This window comes from Azospirillum sp. TSH58, assembly GCF_003119115.1.
GTDB lineage: Bacteria > Pseudomonadota > Alphaproteobacteria > Azospirillales > Azospirillaceae > Azospirillum.
Genome location: NZ_CP022367.1, coordinates 1,585,679 through 1,603,546, shown reverse-complemented (window position 1 = coordinate 1,603,546; position 17,868 = coordinate 1,585,679). Strand labels below are relative to the sequence as shown.

The window sequence follows — 17,868 nt, the reverse complement described above, 5'->3', positions numbered from 1 at the left end:
TCAGGCGTCCTGCACGATTTCGGCGATGTTGAGCAGGCGCATCGGCGGGTAGAGGTCCAGTTGCTTGGCCGCCCCGATGCGCAGCAGCAGGGAGAAGCGGTTCAGCGTCTCCACCGGGATGCCGTCGGCGGGCTTGGCCCCGCTCAGGATCTCCACCGCCTTCAGGCCGGCGAAGCGCCCGACGTTGACCGCCGGGCTGACCAGCCCCATCAGCAGGTTGGCCCGGCGGATCGGCAGCTCGGTGGAGCAGAAGGTGGCCAGCCGGTGGGCCAGCGCCTGCTCCGCCACCACCGCGTTGTTGCTGGAGGCGACCAGCGTGTCCGGCCCGATGTAGACCAGTTCCGCCCCGGCGCGGGCGGCGTCGGCGATCAGGTCGGGAATGGCCGCGGCGACCGGCGCGCCGGAGGCGTCGCGCGGCAGGGCGGCGTCGTGGACCTCCACCCCCTGGCGGGCGGCCTCCTCCTTCAGGTCGCGCACGGCGACGACCATGTTGTCCTCCGCCGGGTTGTAGACCGCGGCGATCTTCTTCCAGCGCCGGTAGGACAGCATCGTCTTCATCTGAACCGCGACCGGCGCGATGTGCCGCGTGCCGGTGACCGCGCGCCCCGGACGGTCGAGCGCGCGCACGACGCGCGAGGCCACCGGGTCGGTGACCGAGGTGAAGACCACCGGCACGTCGGTCAGGAAGCGCGACGGGTCGGGATCGTCGTAACGCCCGACCGTCGCCAGGGTCAGCGGCGTGAAGACCGTCACCACCAGATCGGGCTTGGACGCCCGGATCTCCGGCAGCAGCGTCGGCATGGCGGAGGCCTGCGGCACCTCGCGCACCTCCACCGTGGCCGACAGGCCGCTCGACGCGATAAAGTCGCGCAGGCCCAGAACGTCGCCGACATCCTTGCGCGGGGTCAGCACGACGATGCGCGCCGGCTTGGCGGCGGTGAAAGTCCTGGCCGCCGGACCGAAGGATGGCTGCGCGAAGGCCGGAAGACCGCCGGCCGCCAGCGTACCGGCGGTGAGGGCTCCCGTCAGGACGGTGCGGCGGGACAGGCTCATGCGGGGGTCCTCTGCGGAAGGTCGGCGGCGGGCGGGCGCGGGCGGAACAGGGTGCTCAGCAGAAGCTGCACGGCGACGCAGGCCGCCAGCACCGCGCCGATGCCCTTCAGCGCCCCGGCGTAGCCGTAATGGGCCAGGAACATCCCGGCCAGGAAGGGAGCGACGACGGAGCCCAGCCGCTCGATCAGGCGGAACATGCCGATCACCGTGGTCTCGCCCAGCGCCGCCCGCTCCTTGACGCAGACGTCGGCGAGCATGGCGAGCTGCGGCGCGCCGAGCATGGCGTGCGCCACCCCCAGCAGGGCGACCCCGGCCAGCGCCGTGCCGAGCGACCCCGGCATCGACAGCACCCACGCCGCCCCGGCGGCGACCAGCCCGCCCACCACCAGGAAGCCGATGCGCTGGCCCGAGCGGTCCGACAGCTTCGCCGCCATCGGCGACACCACGATCATCAGCAGCCAGTAGAGCAGCAGCACGCGCCCGATCCAGGACTGGCTGACCCCCTGGTCGTCCAGCGCCAGCGGCAGCAGGAAGAACAGCAGCGCCGTCAGCCCCAGCTTGGCCGGGACCGCGCTGAAGACGGCCAGCCCGACGAAGCGCGGGTTGCGCAGGCAGAGCACGGCGTCGGCCAGACGCAGGCCGCGGCTGGATTTCGCCTGGGCCGCGCGCACCCGCGGCAGCACCTGCCACGCCATGAAGGCGGCGAGCAGCGCCAGCCCGGCGGAGATCAGGAAGGTCGTGCGGAAGCCCACCTGCCCGGCGATCACGCCGCCGATGGCCGGGCCGCAGACGCCGGCGCTGAGGATGCCGCCGGCGTACATGGCGATGGCCTGCGCGCGCTGCTTGGGGTCGGTGGCGTCGATGACGAAGCCCTGCGCGGCGATGAAGACGCTGGCGTAGCCGATGGCGGTCAGGCAGCGCGCGACGATGAGCTGGATGAGGTCGGTGGCGAGGCCGGAACCGACGAGGCCGGCGAAGGACAGCAGCGCGCCGCCGAGGAACACGGCCCGCCGCCCGCGCCGTTCCGACACGCTGCCGGCGATCGGCTGGCTGACCGCCCAGAGCAGCATGAACAGGGCGATGGGCGCGCCGATGACCATCTCCATCGACAGGCCGGGCACCGGCTCGAACAGCTGCTTGATGTAGACGGACAGGAAGGTGCGGGTCAGCTCCTCCGCCAGGGAGAAGATGAAGATGGCGAAGCGCAGCTCCACCACCCGCTGCATCATGCCGATCTTGGTCATGGCCGGCTCGGAGGCGGACATGTCGGCCTTGTGCTGCACGCTGTCCAGCGCCCAGTCGACGGCGCGCGACAGCTCCCCCACCTCGTCGCGGTTGCGCAGGGCGACGCGCACGCCGAGATGCCCGTCGGCGGCCTGCTTCATCACCGCCGTCACCCGGCGCAGCGGTGCGGCGACGGAGGAGCCGACGACCAGCAGCAGAATCTCGATGTTCAGCAGGATGGCGACGATCAGCACGGAGCCGAGGTCGAACACCACCTCGTTCATGGCGGAGCGGACATAGCCGGAATCGACGCCGACGTGCAGCCGCGCCTCCCCGTTCCCCTCAAGCGCCAGGACGGTGTCGAGGAACTGCGGGGACTCGCCCTCCGGCGGGGTGTCGGCGACGGTCAGGCGGCTGCCGGACCGCGCCTCCTCCGTCCCGGAGAAGGCGTAAAGGCGCCCGCCGATCTCCAGCGCCAGATACTTGACGTCCGGATTGGCGGCCAGCGCGTCGGACAGCAGCTCGTCCACCCCGACCAGCTTGTCCAGCTCGAAGCCGAGCGCCACCGCGCGGTCGATCTGCGCCACCACGTAGGAGCCGACGACCTCGGCCTTGCGGGCCAGCTCCGGCTCGATCAGCGGGCGGAACAGCGTGTTGACGTGGTTGGTCTGGACGGCGAGGCTGACCAGCATCAGGACGGACACGACGCCCGTCAGCATCCAGTTCAGGCGGCGGATGAAGGACAGCTTCATGGCGTGACTCCCGCCGGGCGCGTGGCCTCCGCCGGACCGGCGGGCTGGGGATGGTCCTCCTCCGCGCCGTGCTGCTGCTGTTCCAGGATGCGGTCGGCGAAGTCCTTCAGGCCGGGGGCGAAGGCCACCATCTCGGGGGTCAGGTTGGGCGGCTCCCCCATGCCCAGCTTGTTGATGCTGACCGTCATCTCGCGCAGCCGGCGCTGGATCGGGCGCAGCAGCAGCCAGACCGCGATCATGGTGACCAGCAGCCCGGTCACCAGATTGATGCCGCCGGACAGCAGCAGATCCGGGATGGTGCCGCGGATCCCCGCCTGCACCTCGCCCAGCGAATAGGTCAGGGCGACGCCGCCGGCGACACCGCCGAAGGCGTTGCGGATGCCGAGCAGAAGCGCCTGGCTGTCGCCGTCGGCGACGGCGGCCACCCGGTCGGACTTGCCGTCGCGGGCGAAGGCCGTCTTCCAGCCGGCGGGGATCGCCCCCACCGGCCCGCCGTGTCCCGCTCCCCGGCCCGCCGCCGCCAGCACCTCGCCCGTGTCGGTGAAGAGGACCAGACCGGTGATCCGGTCGTCCCGCGCCATCGCGCGATGGATCAGCGCGTCGAGATTGCGCAGGGCGGTGATGGACACGCCGAGGCTGACGGCGCCCTCGACTTCGCCCGCCAGCCCGCGCAGGGCGACGGTGAAGCGGGACGCCACGGTGTCCTCCACCATGCGCTCCATCTTCAGATAGGAGAGCGCCGCGGTGGAGAGCAGCGCGAAACAGAGCGCCACCTGCAGCAGCAAAATGATCTTGGTCGTCAGGGTCAGGCGCATGGGTCCGGTGCCGGCAAGGGGTGCGGCCACCTTACGCGCATCGCGCGCGCCGCCGTTTCCAAGACGGGTCCAGTCTGGAGAAGACCCTTGCGACATGGCTCCGCTCCGGCCCGACCGCGCCACGCGCGTTCCAGCACCGGCCAATCCGCAACCGGCAGGCGCAATTCACCGGCTTTGATGTATCGGGCGAAGAACATCCGGCACCGCAAACCGGATACTCTATGCCGTTCCGCCTAATCGATCGGATTTTTGCGGAATTTTGAGACATTTTTTGATCGCTCTATTTTGGACCATGATTGCATCCATGATGGTTTGCTTTGCGTGGTAATCCTTAAGCACAGCATTCCATGCACCCAACGGGGGAAGGGCTTCGATGCGGATCGAGTTGGAGCGACCCTTGGCGTGGCCGGTGCGTCCGGTCCAGACCAGCGCCGGCCTTCATGTTTCGGCGACGTCCATTCTGATCGCCTGCGCGGACCGCGCGCTGGGCATCGGCATGCACGACGCCTTCGAACGCAACGGCCACCGCATCCATGTGACCCACGACCCCATCGCGGCGCTCGACACGCTGGAGGCGGACGGCAGCATCGGCATCGTGGCGGTGGAACTGGCCCTGCCCCATTTCGACGGGCTGGCGCTGGTCGAGCGGATGCGCAAGAGCGTGCAGCGGCATCTCCAGGTCATCGTCGTCGCGCCCAACGCCACGGCGGCGGACGTCGTCCGCGCCATGCATCTGCGCGCGGCGGACTTCGTCAGCGACCCGCAGGACGGCAGCCAGCTCCATGGCGCGCTCGCCCGCGCCCTGGCCGCCCACCAGGCGGCGGCCCCGCTGCCCGCCCCTCCCCCGTCCACCGGCAACAGCGGGTTGAATGGCGCGCTGGAGGACGCCTACCGCCACGGCCTCGCCCTGATCGAGGCGGTGAAGGCGTTGCGCGAAGGCCAGCCGGCGGTTGCCGTCCCGGTTCCGGTCCCCGCACCGGCCGCACCGTCCTCCGCCCCCGCCGCGGCGGGAGAGAACCGGCGTCTGGCGGTGTTGAGGACGCTCCAGCAATCCCGCGTCGCCCGCGACAAGTACTTCCCGAAGGGGCTGTTCGAGGACCCCTGCTGGGACATGCTGCTGGACCTGATGGCCAACCATCTGCGCGGGCGGCGGATTTCCGTGTCGTCGCTGTGCATGGCCTCCGGCGTGGCCCAGACCACGGCGCTGCGGCGGATCACCGAACTGCACGACCGCGGGCTGGTGCGCCGGATCGCCGACGAGAAGGACGGCCGCCGCGTCTTCATCGAGCTGACCGAGCAGGGGATCGCCGCCCTGTCCGGCTATGTCGAGCACATCCAGGAACTGACCTGACCGGGCCGGATCGGCGCGAATTGGCCCGGTCCGGCGGGTTTCCCCCCCAGACTGCTTCAACCGGGACCTGTCCCGGATCGACAGCGTGCCCTGAATGCGGCGAGCATCGCGGCAAGGAACGCCCTGCGCGCAGGACGGCGGAGACCCGATGGCCGACCAGAAACTGAAGGATGTGATCGTCGTCGCGACCCCCACGGAGGGGATCGGTCCGACATCCTCCCTGCCGACGCGGCCGGCGACGCCCAGCGAGGAGCCGGACCGCCAGCGTCTGGCCGAACGGCTGCGCGCCCAGGGCTGGAGCTACCGCCGCATCGCGGAGGAGCTTCAGGTCTCCTACATCCTGGTGTCGCGCTGGCTGGGGGGCGACGGCGCCACCCCCGCCGGTGCCCGCACGCCCCCAGCCCCCGCCGCTGCCCCCGCCCCGCCGCCGCCCGCGCCCGGCGGGACGCGGACGACCAAGGCGGGCAAGGCGCCCAAGGCTGCGAAGACGGCGGCCAGCGCGGCGGCGGCCAGCGCCGACGAGGACGTTCTGGCGCTCCAGTTCCACGCCTTCGAACAGTATGTGCGCGAGGTCATCGACACGCTGGAGACGCGGCACGAGACGCTTCTCCAGCGCCAGGAGGAATTGATCCAGGCGCTCGACACGGAGCGCACCGCCGCCCGTGCGCGGGAAGAGGAGTTGCTCGCCACCCTCGACCAGGAGCGCCAGCGCTGGACCGAGGCCGAGGACCGCTTCCGCGAGGAGTTGGAGCGCTTCAAGGCGGAAATGCGCCGTGGCCAGACCGCGGCGGGCGCCGTCGCCGTCGCCGCCACGGCCCTCGGCGGCGCCGACGATGAGGATGAAGAGGAATCCTCGGATTTCTCCGCCTTCAGCTTCGACGACGACGAGGACGACGAGGACGCGGCCAAGGACGACGCCGCTGGCGGCGGTGACGCCAATGCCTTCAGCTTCGACGATGATGACGAGGACGGCAGCGATCCCTTCAGCTTCGACACCGACGACACGGACGAGAAGGCCGGCGACGAAACGGCCGAGGCGACCGACTCCGACGACGGCGGCGACCCTTTCAGCTTCGACGATGACGAAACGGAGGAGCCGTCCAAGGACACTTCCGGGGACAAGGACGCGGAGCCGGACGAGGACCCGTTCTCCTTCGACACCGACGACGAGCCGGACGAGCCCAAGGCCGGAAGCGAGCCGACCGGAACCGCGGAAGCCGACGCCGAGGACGATCCCTTCTCCTTCGACGACGAGCCGGAACCGGAGCCGGAACCCGAACCGGAGGCCCCGCCGAAGAAGAAGGGACTTTTCACCTTCTGGCGCAAATGAGGGCCGTGCCGGGGTCTTGGGAATGCGGCCAGCGCACACGTTTGCGTGTTGATCGCGCCCCGTCGCCGGTTGTATGAAATGGGACATGATTCAACCGCGCCGCTCCCTGCCCGCCGCCGAGCGGTTCGACTGGCTCCGTCTGATCCGATCGGAGAATGTCGGGCCGATCACCTTCCACCGCCTGCTGGAGCGGTTCGGCAGCGCCGGCGCCGCGCTGGAGGCGCTGCCCGACCTCGCCAAGCGCGGCGGGCGGACCAAGCCGCTGCGCATCGCGCCGAAAGCGGACATCGACCGCGAACTGGCCGCCAACGACCGCATCGGCGCCCGCCTGCTCTGTTCCTGCGAGCCCGACTATCCGGAACCCTTGGCGGCGCTGGACGACGCGCCCCCGGTGGTGTCGGCCCTCGGCCACCCGCATCTGCTGCAACGGCGCGCGGTGGCGCTGGTCGGGGCGCGCAACGCCTCGATGAACGGCAAGAAGTTCGCCGAGCGGCTGGCGCGGGAGCTGGGGGAGGCCGGGTTGCTGGTCGTTTCCGGGCTGGCGCGGGGGATCGACACGGCGGCCCACGCCGGGGCGCTCGGCACCGGCACGGCGGCGGTGGTGGCGGGCGGCGCCGACGTCGTCTACCCGCCGGAGAACGAGAAACTCTACCGCGACATAGTGCAGCAGGGCGTGATCCTCGCCGAATGCGCCGTCGGCACCACGCCGCAGGCCCGCCATTTCCCCCGCCGCAACCGGCTGATCTCCGGCCTGTCGCTGGGGGTGCTGGTGGTGGAGGCGGCGCTGCGCTCCGGCTCCCTCATCACCGCGCGCATGGCGCTGGAACAGGGGCGGGAGGTGATGGCGGTTCCCGGTTCGCCGCTCGACCCGCGCTGCCACGGCACCAACAATCTGCTGCGTCAGGGGGCGGCCTTGGTGGAAGGGGTGGACGACGTGTTGCGGGCGCTGGACAGCCTGTCGCCGCCCGCCGTTCGGGAACGCCAGGGCGACCTGTTCGCCGCCCCCCGCCCCGCCGTTCCGTCCGAGTCGGACCTTGACGCGGCGCGCGCCGTCATCCTGGAAAACCTCGGTCACACGCCGGTTGCCATTGACGAACTCGTCCGCGGGTGCCAATTGTCCGCTCCGGTGGTGTTGACCGTGGTGCTGGAACTTGAGCTTGCGGGCCGTGTCCAGCGCCAGCCTGGGAATCAGGTGAACCTGATCTGATCCCGATCCGCACCGCCGGTGTATGGGATAGGCACTTTCAGGGGCGCGGACTCTTGCCGGGCAGCAACGTCGTCATCGTCGAATCGCCGGCCAAGGCGAAAACCATCAACAAATACCTTGGCTCGGACTACACCGTGGTCGCCAGCTTCGGCCATGTGCGCGACCTTCCGGCGCGCGACGGATCGGTGCGTCCGGACGAGGACTTCGCCATGGACTGGGAGCTGGGCGACCGCTCCAAGCGCCACATCGATGAGATCGCCAAGGCGGTCAAAGGGGCCGAGCGCGTCTATCTCGCCACCGACCCGGATCGCGAAGGGGAAGCCATCGCCTGGCATTTGTCGGAGCTGCTGCGCGAAAAGCGGCTGATCGACGATTCCAAGGTCCAGCGCATCACCTTCAACGAAATCACCAAGAGCGCCGTCCAGGCCGCGCTGGAGGCCCCGCGCGACGTCTCGCGGGAGTTGGTGGACGCCTATCTGGCCCGCCGCGCCCTCGATTATCTGGTGGGCTTCACCCTGTCGCCGGTGCTGTGGCGCAAGCTGCCGGGCTCCCGCTCGGCGGGCCGCGTCCAGTCGGTGGCGCTGCGCCTGATCTGCGAACGCGAGTCGGAGATCGAGGTCTTCAAGCCGCAGGAGTACTGGACCATCGAGGTGGGCTTCGCCACGCCGGGCGGTTCCTCCTTCACGGCCCAGCTCACCCAGCTCGACGGCAAGCGGCTCGACAAGTTCGCCCTGCCCGCCCGCGAGGCGGCGGAGGCCGCGGTGGCGCGCATCAGCCCGCAGGCCTTCTCGGTCGCGACGGTGGAGCGCAAGCAGAGCCGCCGCAACCCCTCCCCGCCCTTCACCACCTCGACCCTGCAGCAGGAGGCCTCGCGCAAGCTGGGCTTCGGCGCCACCCGCACCATGCGCACCGCCCAGCGGCTGTACGAGGGCGTGGACATCGGCGGCGAGACCGTCGGCCTCATCACCTACATGCGAACCGACGGCGTCAGCCTGTCGCAGGAGGCCATCGAGGGCGCCCGCAACCTGATCGGTTCCCATTGGGGCGAGCGCTACGTCCCGGCCCAGCCGCGCGTCTACAAGACCGCCGCCAAGAACGCCCAGGAAGCGCACGAGGCCATCCGCCCGACCGATCTGTTCCGCCGCCCGGAGGAGGTCGCCTCCTATCTGGAAAACGACGAGCTGCGGCTGTACGAGCTGATCTGGAAGCGCACTCTGGCCAGCCAGATGGAAAGCGCGGTGCTGGATCAGGTGGCGGTGGACATCGCCTCGCCGTCCAAGGACGTCGTGCTGCGGGCCACCGGTTCGGTCGTGGTGTTCGACGGCTTCCTGAAGGTCTACCAGGAGGACCGCGACGACGGCGCCGCCGAAGAAGACCAGGAGCGCCGCCTGCCCGCCATGGAGCAGGGCGACGCCCTCGCCCGCGGCGACATCAGCCCGGAACAGCATTTCACCCAGCCGCCGCCCCGCTACACCGAGGCGAGCCTGGTGAAGAAGCTGGAGGAGCTGGGCATCGGCCGCCCGTCCACCTACGCCTCCATCCTCCAGGTGCTGCAGGACCGCAATTACGTGCGGCTCGACAAGCGGCGCTTCATTCCGGAAGACCGCGGGCGTCTGGTCACCGCCTTCCTGAAGAACTTCTTCAACCGGTATGTCGAGTACAACTTCACGGCCGACCTGGAGAACAAGCTCGACGAGATCTCCGACGGGCGGATCGACTGGAAGACCGTGCTGCGCGACTTCTGGCGCGCCTTCCACGTCGCGGTGGACGGGACCAAGGACCTGACCATCACCCAGGTCCTGACCACGCTGGACGAGGAGCTGGGGCCGCACTTCTTCCCGACCAACGCCGACAGCGGCACGCCGGGCCACGACCCGCGCGTCTGCCCGGTGTGCAGCCAGGGCCGGCTCGGCCTGAAGCTCGGCAAGATGGGCGCCTTCATCGGCTGCTCGCGCTACCCCGAGTGCCGCTACACCCGCCCGCTCGCCGTCGCCAACGATGAGAACGGCGAGGTGCAGGAAGGCCCGCGCGAGCTGGGCAACGATCCGGAAACCGGCCTGCCGGTGACGGTCCGGCGCGGCCCCTACGGCGCCTACATCCAGCTCGGCCCGCCCCCGGTGGCCGCCGCCCCGGCCGAGGCGGTGGTCGAGGAAGCCCCCGCCGACGGCAAGAAGACCAAGGGCAAGAAGAAGGCCAAGGTCGAGGCGCCGAAGCCCAAGCGCGTCTCGCTCCCCAAGGGCATGGCCGCCGCCGACGTGGATCTCGACACGGCGCTGAAGCTGCTGGCCCTGCCGCGCAGCATCGGCAACCACCCGGAGACGGGAGAGGAGATCAGCGCCGGCATCGGGCGCTTCGGCCCCTATCTGAAGCACGGCAGCGTCTACAAGTCGCTGACGCCGGACGACGATGTGCTGACCATCGGCATCAACCGCGCGGTGGACCTGCTGGCCGGCGCCGCCAAGAAGGCGTCGGCCCCCGCCAAGACGCTGGGCGACCATCCGAAGACCGGCAAGCCGGTCACCACCGGCGCGGGGCGCTTCGGTCCCTACGTCAAGCACGGCTCCGTCTACGCCTCCATCCCCAAGGGCACGGAGCCGGACAGCGTGACGCTGGAGCAGGCGCTGGAGCTTCTGGAGGCCAAGGCCGCCAAGGACGCCGCCAAGAAGGGCAAGGCCCCGAAGGACGCCGAACCGGCGGCGGCCGACGGTGCCGAGGCGCCCGCCAAGGCCGAGAAGGCGACCAAGGCCAAGGCGACAACCGCCAAGAAGGAACCGGCCAAGAAGGAATCGGCCAAGAAGGACGCGGTGAAGAAGGCCGCTCCGAAAAAGGCCGCGACCAAGAAGGCCGATGCCGCCGAGGCCGACAAGACCGACGCCAAGACCGACGCGAGCGAGGAAAAGCCCGCCGCCCGCAAGCGGGCTTGATCTCTCCCTCGTCATCGGCAACGCCGTCTTAAACCCTCTCCCCGCTTTCGGCGGACCGAAGGTCCGCCTGTCGCGTCAGCGCAAACGAAGTTTGCGCGTGAGCGGAGGGGAGAGGGGACAACAGCCGCTCCCTACCGCACCCAGCGCATGACACCGCCTTCGAACGGCGTCCAGGCGCCCACGGTCACCCCGGCGGCGCGCAAGGCCTTGCCGGTCCATTCGTTGCAGGTCTCGACCGGGCTGTAATGGCCGATCGCCTCGTAGAAGAGGTCGGTCGCTCCATAGCCGCTGCCCGGCAGAGGCATCACCCGCCCCGCCCCGTCGCGGCGGAAGCTGCCGCTCACGAAGGCCGCCAGGGCGCGGTACTGCCCCTCGCCCAGCACCAGCGCGCCACAGTCCGGGCTCCCCTCCGGGCTGTGCAGCGCGTAGACGTGCATCACCGAGGGACCGCGGCCGAACAGGGCGGACAGCGCCGTGGACAGGCGCAGGTCCGACCATTCGCGGGTTTCCAGATAGAAGGCGCGGTCCCCCCAGCCGAAGGAGCGATGGCTCGTCCCGGGACCGGCGCCGGGGAAATCGCCGCCTGGCATGTCGGTGGTCCAGTCCACGGCGTCCGTGACGGCGGGAAGCACCAGATCGGTGTGGACTCCGTTGGTGCAGACGAAGATCTCCACGCCCTCCCGCGCCGCCGGCTGCCCATCCACCGCGAGGCGGGACAGCACCGCAGCGGCAAGCAGATAGGCCCCGGCAGCCATCGCCGGAACGGCCAACGCCAGCAGCACCCCGTTCCGCAGTATCCTCATGGATGCGCCCCCGCCACGCCCGGCACGGTTCTGGCGCGTCTTTGCGGCGAAGCCATGGCGTTGCGGTTGGATTCGCCGCGCCCAGGGCTTACTTAAGCGGTCCACTCTCCACGGCACGGATTCCCTTGACCGACACCTCCCGCCGCTCCGGCAGCTTTCCCGGAAGCTTTCCCGACAAGGACACGGTCCTCTCCTTCATCCGCAACAGCACGACTCCGGTCGGCAAGCGCGAGATCGCGCGCGCCTTCAAGCTGTCGGGCAGCGACGACCGCGAGAGGCTGAAGGAACTGCTGAAGGAACTGGAGGCCGACGGCGCCGTGGAGCGCGGGCGCAACAAGCGCGTCGCCCCGCCGCAGTCGCTGCCGGAGGTCGCCGTGCTGGAGGTGACCGGCACCGACGCGGACGGCGAGGTCACCGCCCGCCCGGTCACCTGGACGGGCGAAGGCAACCCGCCGCGCATCTTCCTGATGCCGGAGCGGAAGGGCCACCCGACGCTGGGAGCGGGCGACCGGGTTCTGGCGAAGCTCAGCCGCATCAACGACCGGCTCTACGAGGCCCGCACCATCCGCCGGCTGGACGGGACGGTGGGGCGCGTGCTCGGCGTCTATTACCCCGCGGCGGACGGCGGGCGCATCGTCCCCACCGACAAGCGCAACAAGACCGAGCTGCTGGTCCTGCCGGCCAACCGCAACGACGCCGAGCCGGGCGAGCTGGTGCTGGCCGACCTGCTGCCGGCATCCCGGATGGGGCTGCCGCAGGCGCGCGTGGCGGAGCGGCTGGGCCACACGGCCGAGCCGCGCGCCGTCAGCCTGATCGCCATCCACACCCACGGGCTGCCCACCGAGTTCCCGCCCGCCGCCCTGCGCGAGGCGTCGCACGCCGCCGTGCCCTCCCTGAGCGGACGGACGGACCTGCGCGACCTGCCGCTGGTGACCATTGACGGCGCCGACGCCCGCGATTTCGACGACGCGGTGTGGGCGGAGCCGGACCCCGACCCGGCGAACGACGGCGGCTGGCACCTGCTGGTCGCCATCGCCGACGTGGCCTTCTACGTGCGCCCCAATTCGGCGCTGGACCGGGCGGCCTACGAGCGCGGCAACTCCGTCTATTTCCCCGACCGCGTCGTGCCGATGCTGCCGGAGGCGCTGTCCAACGACCTCTGCTCGCTTCGCCCCCACGAGGACCGCGCCTGCGTCGCGGCGCATCTGTGGATCGACCGCAACGGCGCGCTCCTGCGCCACCGCTTCGTGCGCGGCCTGATGCGCTCCGCCGCGCGGCTGACCTACGAGCAGGTGCAGGCGGCCCGCGACGGCGCCCCGGACGAGGCGACGGCGCCGCTCCTGGAGACGGTCATCGCCCCGCTCTACGGCGCCTACGCCCGCCTGTGGGCGGCCCGGCAGCGCCGCGGCACGCTGGAGCTGGACCTGCCGGAACGGCGCGTCCGGCTGGACGGGCGCGGGCGTGTGGCCGAGATCGCGCCGCGCGAGCGTCTCGACAGCCACCGGCTGATCGAGGAGTTCATGATCTGCGCCAACGTCGCGGCGGCGGACAGCCTGGAGCGGGCGGGCATGCCCGGCCTGTTCCGCGTCCACGACCAGCCGTCGCTCGACAAGCAGGAGACGCTGCGCGAGTTCCTGACCGGCATCGGCTACACGCTGCCGCGGGTGCCGCGGCTGACCCCGGCCCATTTCACCGCGATCCTCGACCGCGCCGCCGGCACGGCGGACTCGCAGCTGGTCAGCGAGGTCATCCTGCGCAGCCAGTCGCAGGCGGAATACAGCCCGGAGAACATCGGCCATTTCGGCCTGTCGCTCGACCGCTACGCCCACTTCACCTCGCCGATCCGCCGCTACGCCGACCTGATCGTCCATCGGGCGCTGATCCGCGCGCACGGGCTGGGGCCGGGCGGGCTGGACGACGCGGCCATGGCCGGGCTGACCGACATCGGCGAGCACATCTCGATGACCGAACGCCGCGCCGCCACCGCCGAGCGCGACGCCATCGACCGCTTCACCGCCGCTTTCCTGGCCGACCGCGTGGGCGCCCTGTTCAGCGGACGGATTTCCGGGGTCACCCGCTTCGGCCTGTTCATCCGGCTGGACGAGAGCGGCGCCGACGGGCTGATCCCCGCCAGCACCCTGCCCGACGACCAGTACGAGCATGACGAGCGCGCCCACGCGCTGGTCGGCCAGCGCAGCGGCCGCCGCTACCGGCTGGGCGCCGCGGTGAAGGTGGTGCTGATCGAGGCCGACCCGCTGACCGGCAGCACCCTGTTCGCCCTGCCCCGCGCCGAGGGGAACGACACCGGGGATATGGCGGGCACCACCGATCATCCGTTGCAATCCGGCCACCCTGGTCACCCCCCGCGGAACGCCCGTTTCGCGGGCCGGACAACCCAAAAGCAACGGAAGCGTGGCCGCTGAGTCACAGTGGTGGACATTCCGCAACAAAGAGTCCCGCCCCCGTCTTTTGTCCCGCCAGCCCTCTTTTCTGAAGTGCTATTCCTTATCCGTTCGAATCCGGCGGGTGACCGTCCGGGTCCGCCTGTGGGAAAGGAGGCCGCGTACGGCGCGCCATGGGCATACGGAAACGAGGATTTTCGCCGCGCGGGCGTCTGTCGGTCCCGCTCGCGGCTGCCATGCTCGCGGTCGGCCTCGGAAGCCTCGGCGGGACGCTGTCCCGTCCGGCCGAAGCCGCGACCGAAGCCGCCTTCATCAGCGAACAGGTCTTCGCCGTCGCATACGGCAAGATCGCCGAAGTGTACCTGCAACAGGTCGATTTCGGCCGCCTCGGGCTGGACGGGCTGAAGGGTCTCGCGACCATCGATCCGACCGCCCGCGCCGAGCGCCAGGGCAGCACCGTACGCCTGTACGTGTCCGGCAGCCTGATCGGCGAGTACGCCGCCCCGTCCCTGTCCGACGCCGCCGGCTGGGCCGCCTTGACCACCAAGGCCGTGGAGCGCGCACGCCTCTATTCCCCCACCCTCTACCAGGCGGTCCCGGAGCGGGTCTATCAGGTGGTCCTCGATTCCGTGATGACGGATCTGGACGGCTATTCCCGCTACACCGGCACCCAGCGCGCCACCAGCGAGCGCGCCCAGCGCGAGGGGTACGGCGGGATCGGCCTGTCGCTGGAGACGGCGAACGGGCGCACCCTGATCCGCAACGTGCTGCCGCGCAGCCCGGCCGACCGCGCCGGCATCCGCGGCGGCGACCAGCTTCTGGCCATCGACGGCGACCTGACCGCGCGCCTGAGCGAATCGGACATGCGCGACCGTCTGCGCGGCCCGACCGGGACCATGGTCCTGCTGACCGTGGCGCGCGACAACAACCCGCCGCGCCGCGCCCCCCTCCGTCGGGAGCGCGTGGTTCCCAACACCGTGAACGCCAGCGTGTCGGAGCAGGTCGGCGTGCTGAAGGTGGACCGCTTCAACGCCGCCACCGCCTCCAACCTGCGCGACGCCGTCCTCTCCACGCGGCAGAGCGTCGGCAAGGGTCTGCGCGGCTTCGTGCTCGACCTGCGCGGCAACCCTGGCGGCCTGCTCGACCAGGCGGTCGCGGTGGCCGACCTGTTCATCGCCCAGGGCAAGATCATCACGACCGAGGGCCGCCATCCCGACAGCCGCCAGCGCTTCGAGGCCGGTCCCGACGACATCGCCGAAGGGATGCCGTTGGTGGTTCTGGTCGACGGGCGCTCCGCCTCCTCCGCCGAGGTGGTGGCGGCGGCGCTCCAGGACTCGGGCCGCGCGGTGGTGGTCGGCGCCTCCTCCTACGGCAAGGGCAGCGTCCAGACGGTGACCCGCCTGCCCAACGACGGCGAGCTGTTCCTGACCTGGAGCCGCATCTACACGCCCGCGGGCTACACCCTGCACCGCCAGGGCGTGCAGCCGACGGTCTGCACCAGCCGCACCGGCCAGGACGACCCCGGCGCCCTGCTGTCCGACCTGCGCGACGGCCGGGCGCGCCCGATGACCCAGTTCGCCGGCTGGCGCGCCCGCGCCGCCGACGACGAGGAGGCGCTGGCCCGCCTGCGCGAGGCCTGCCCCTGGAAGGAGCATGAACCGGAACTGGACCTGAAGGTGGCGCTGCGCCTTCTCGCCGAACCGGCGCTCTATCAGCGCGCGGTCGCCCTGTCCTCGACCAACACGGTGGCCGAGCGCTGAGTCGTTTTTCGCCCCGATTTGCGGGCGGAAAAAGGACTCGGATCGGCCCTTCCTGGCACTTTACAAAGGCTTGACATCGCGGCTGTAGCGGGTATCTTCCCCCGCTACGACGCCGCCCCGCCGGGCTGGCGGGTCACGGATTTTTAGTCGGGATTGAGATCATGGCGAAGCAGAACACCGTCCTCATCAAGCTGGTGAGCACGGCCGACACCGGCTTCTTCTACGTGAAGAAGAAGAACCCGAAGAAGACCACCGAGAAGCTGTCGTTCCGCAAGTACGACCCGGTGGCTCGCAAGCACGTCGAGTTCAAGGAAGCCAAGATCAAGTAAGGTTTCCCCGGAGCTCCGAAATCAGAAAGGCCGCCTTCTGGCGGCCTTTTGCTTGTCCGGATGCTATTTCTCGCGACCCCGTCTCCGGGTCCCGCTCAGGGAGCCTGCAGAGCATTGGCGCGGGGATCGGCGACGCTGCGGTTGCGCCCGGAGCGCTTGGCCTCGTAGAGCGCCTCGTCGGCCCGCCGGATCAGCCCTTCGGCCGTGTCGCCGAGCCGGCCGCCGGCCGCCACGCCGATGGACACCGTGACCGGGATCTCGCCCACGTCGGCGCTGACCTTGAACAGCGTGTCGGCGATGCGGGTGCGCAGCCGCTCCGCCACCGACAGCGCCGCTTCGGCGTCGGTGTCCGGCAGGATCACCACGAACTCCTCGCCGCCGAGCCGCGCCACCAGATCGAAGGTGCGCAGGTTGCGGCTGGCGCGGTTGGACACCTCCTTCAGCACCTCGTCGCCCACGGTGTGGCCGTAGCTGTCGTTGACGACCTTGAAATGGTCGATGTCGAACAGCAGGATCGCCACCGGCTTGTGATTGTCGATCGCCCGCTCCAGCAGCCGCGGCAGATGAGCGTTGATGTAGCGGCGGTTGAAGACTCCCGTCAGGCTGTCGGTCAGGGCCATGGACAGGCTCTGCTCGTAGTTCGCGCGCAGCCGCTCCTGATAGCGCTTGCGGCGGATCTGGGTGCGCGCGCGGGCCAGAAGCTCGTTCCGGTCGATCGGCTTGATGACGTAATCGTTGGCGCCCAGTTCCAGCCCCTTGGCGACCCGGTTCAGGTCGCCCTCCTCCACCACCAGCAGGATCGGCACCTGCCGCGTGCGCTCGTGGGAGCGGAGTTGGGAGCACAGGCGCAGACCGTCCTCGTTCATCAGGGTCAGGCTGATCACCACGAGATCCAGATCGTCGCCCAGCGCGCGCTCCAGCGCCGTGGCGCAGGTTTCGGCGGACATGACATGGCCATGGTCGCGCTGCAGCGTTTCGGCGATCTTGGCCAGATCGAGCCGCGAATCCTCCAGAACCAGGATGCGGGCGCCCTCGAAGGATTCGCTGTGCAGCGTGCCGGTCGGCTCCAGGACTCCGAACTGGCCGGAGGTGGTCTCGCGCAGCCGCCATTCGTCCATCATCATCTTCAGGCGGACGAGCGAGCGCACCCGCGCGAACAGGGCCACGTCGTTGACCGGCTTGGTCAGGAAGTCGTCGGCCCCGGCCTCCAGCCCGCGCACACGATCGGCGCCGTCGGACAGGGCGGTGACCATCACCACCGGGATGTGCATGGTCGCGGGGTCCGAGCGTATCTTCTCGCACACCTCGAACCCGTCCATGCCGGGCATCATGACGTCGAGCAGAACGATGTCCGGCGACTCCCGCCGGACCGCCTCCAGCGCCTCGGGACCGTTGCTGGCGGTGATGACGTTGAAATACTCGCGCGTCAGCTTCGCCGCGAGCAGCTTCACGTTCGGAAGGACATCATCGACGACGAGGACGCGAGCGGACATGGAGCGTGCGACCGATCCCGTAAAAGGTTAACGAAGGAATTTCTGAACGGCTTGCAGGAACTTCGTCACCGAGATCGGCTTGGCGATGTAGTCCTCGCAGCCGCCCTCCCGGATCTTCTCCTCGTCCCCCTTCATCGCGAAGGCGGTCACCGCGATGATCGGAATGCTTGCCAGTTCGGGATCGTCCTTGATCCAGCGCGTGACCTCCAGCCCCGACACTTCGGGCAACTGGATGTCCATCAGGATCAAGTCCGGCCGGTGCTCCCGCGCGATGGACAGGGCGTCCATCCCGTTGCGGGTCTGAAGCGTCGCGTAGCCGTGCGCTTCCAGCAGATCGTGGAAGAGCTTCATGTTCAGCTCGTTGTCCTCGACGATCAGGACACGCTTCACGGTTCGGTCGTCCATCGGCGCCTTCTTGGGGCTGT

13 protein-coding genes are annotated in these 17,868 nt (G+C 70.1%); 7 read left to right on the top strand and 6 right to left on the bottom strand.

Annotated elements, in window-relative coordinates; all coding sequences use genetic code 11:
- Genes TSH58p_RS28670 through TSH58p_RS28660 form a run of 3 tightly spaced genes read right to left on the bottom strand, consistent with a single transcriptional unit; the run spans position 1 to position 3,874 of the window.
- On the bottom strand, positions 1–1,053 hold the full coding sequence (locus TSH58p_RS28670) for an ABC transporter substrate binding protein (RefSeq protein WP_109071515.1): 1,053 nt from the start codon (positions 1,051–1,053) through the stop codon (positions 1–3).
- On the bottom strand, positions 1,050–3,029 hold the full coding sequence (locus TSH58p_RS28665; protein ID WP_109071516.1) for an MFS transporter: 1,980 nt from the start codon (positions 3,027–3,029) through the stop codon (positions 1,050–1,052). The genes TSH58p_RS28670 and TSH58p_RS28665 overlap by 4 nt, the downstream gene beginning before the upstream one ends.
- Entirely contained in the window at positions 3,026–3,874 is an 849-nt protein-coding gene (locus TSH58p_RS28660) for a hypothetical protein (protein WP_247874194.1), read from the bottom strand. The genes TSH58p_RS28665 and TSH58p_RS28660 overlap by 4 nt, the downstream gene beginning before the upstream one ends.
- Before the next feature lie 343 nt (positions 3,875–4,217).
- Here TSH58p_RS28660 and TSH58p_RS28655 point away from each other — a divergent pair, with 343 nt between their 5' ends.
- The 4 genes from TSH58p_RS28655 (at position 4,218) to topA (ending at position 10,656) form a co-directional block, all read left to right on the top strand.
- Positions 4,218–5,195, top strand: a complete 978-nt coding sequence (locus TSH58p_RS28655) for a response regulator transcription factor (RefSeq protein ID WP_109071518.1) — start codon at positions 4,218–4,220, stop codon at positions 5,193–5,195.
- 148 nt (positions 5,196–5,343) lie between these two features.
- Positions 5,344–6,525 carry a helix-turn-helix domain-containing protein gene (locus TSH58p_RS28650; RefSeq protein WP_109469600.1) on the top strand — a complete coding sequence of 394 codons (1,182 nt, stop codon included), beginning with the start codon at positions 5,344–5,346 and terminating at the stop codon, positions 6,523–6,525.
- An 85-nt stretch (positions 6,526–6,610) separates the two neighbouring features.
- Entirely contained in the window at positions 6,611–7,732 is a 1,122-nt protein-coding gene (gene dprA, locus TSH58p_RS28645) for a DNA-processing protein DprA (protein ID WP_109469625.1), read from the top strand.
- Between the two features lie 53 nt (positions 7,733–7,785).
- Complete coding sequence (topA, locus tag TSH58p_RS28640) at positions 7,786–10,656, top strand: type I DNA topoisomerase (RefSeq protein WP_109469599.1); 2,871 nt, start codon at positions 7,786–7,788, stop codon at positions 10,654–10,656.
- 131 nt (positions 10,657–10,787) lie between these two features.
- Here the strand turns inward: topA and TSH58p_RS28630 are convergent, their stop codons facing one another.
- Positions 10,788–11,459, bottom strand: coding sequence for a TIGR02117 family protein (locus TSH58p_RS28630; RefSeq protein ID WP_109072451.1), 672 nt, complete (start codon positions 11,457–11,459; stop codon positions 10,788–10,790).
- Between the two features lie 125 nt (positions 11,460–11,584).
- Between TSH58p_RS28630 and rnr the strand changes: the two genes are divergently transcribed.
- The 3 genes from rnr (at position 11,585) to rpmG (ending at position 15,950) form a co-directional block, all read left to right on the top strand.
- Positions 11,585–13,882 (top strand): ribonuclease R, encoded by a 2,298-nt coding sequence (gene rnr / locus TSH58p_RS28625; RefSeq protein ID WP_109072452.1) that lies wholly within the window; start codon positions 11,585–11,587, stop codon positions 13,880–13,882.
- A gap of 215 nt (positions 13,883–14,097) precedes the next feature.
- A complete protein-coding gene (locus tag TSH58p_RS28620; protein ID WP_109072453.1) occupies positions 14,098–15,621 on the top strand; it encodes a S41 family peptidase in 1,524 nt (507 codons plus the stop codon).
- Between the two features lie 161 nt (positions 15,622–15,782).
- Positions 15,783–15,950, top strand: coding sequence for a 50S ribosomal protein L33 (gene rpmG / locus TSH58p_RS28615; protein WP_012974790.1), 168 nt, complete (start codon positions 15,783–15,785; stop codon positions 15,948–15,950).
- Positions 15,951–16,045: 95 nt separating this feature from the next.
- Here the strand turns inward: rpmG and TSH58p_RS28610 are convergent, their stop codons facing one another.
- Both TSH58p_RS28610 and TSH58p_RS28605 read right to left on the bottom strand, forming a co-directional pair.
- Entirely contained in the window at positions 16,046–17,443 is a 1,398-nt protein-coding gene (locus TSH58p_RS28610) for a PleD family two-component system response regulator (RefSeq protein WP_109072454.1), read from the bottom strand.
- A gap of 27 nt (positions 17,444–17,470) precedes the next feature.
- Complete coding sequence (locus TSH58p_RS28605; RefSeq protein WP_137140681.1) at positions 17,471–17,848, bottom strand: response regulator; 378 nt, start codon at positions 17,846–17,848, stop codon at positions 17,471–17,473.
- Positions 17,849–17,868: the final 20 nt, after the last annotated feature.

Excerpts from the sequence above, each read along its gene's own strand:
- TSH58p_RS28605 (WP_137140681.1), bottom strand. The coding sequence starts at position 17,848 with ATGGACGACCGAACCGTGAAGCGTGTCCTGATCGTCGAGGACAACGAG.
- rpmG (WP_012974790.1), top strand. The coding sequence starts at position 15,783 with ATGGCGAAGCAGAACACCGTCCTCATCAAGCTGGTGAGCACGGCCGAC.
- TSH58p_RS28630 (WP_109072451.1), bottom strand. The coding sequence starts at position 11,459 with ATGAGGATACTGCGGAACGGGGTGCTGCTGGCGTTGGCCGTTCCGGCG.
- TSH58p_RS28650 (WP_109469600.1), top strand. The coding sequence starts at position 5,344 with ATGGCCGACCAGAAACTGAAGGATGTGATCGTCGTCGCGACCCCCACG.
- TSH58p_RS28665 (WP_109071516.1), bottom strand. The coding sequence starts at position 3,029 with ATGAAGCTGTCCTTCATCCGCCGCCTGAACTGGATGCTGACGGGCGTC.
- TSH58p_RS28655 (WP_109071518.1), top strand. The coding sequence starts at position 4,218 with ATGCGGATCGAGTTGGAGCGACCCTTGGCGTGGCCGGTGCGTCCGGTC.
- TSH58p_RS28620 (WP_109072453.1), top strand. The coding sequence starts at position 14,098 with ATGCTCGCGGTCGGCCTCGGAAGCCTCGGCGGGACGCTGTCCCGTCCG.
- TSH58p_RS28610 (WP_109072454.1), bottom strand. The coding sequence starts at position 17,443 with ATGTCCGCTCGCGTCCTCGTCGTCGATGATGTCCTTCCGAACGTGAAG.
- TSH58p_RS28670 (WP_109071515.1), bottom strand. The coding sequence starts at position 1,053 with ATGAGCCTGTCCCGCCGCACCGTCCTGACGGGAGCCCTCACCGCCGGT.
- dprA (WP_109469625.1), top strand. The coding sequence starts at position 6,611 with ATGATTCAACCGCGCCGCTCCCTGCCCGCCGCCGAGCGGTTCGACTGG.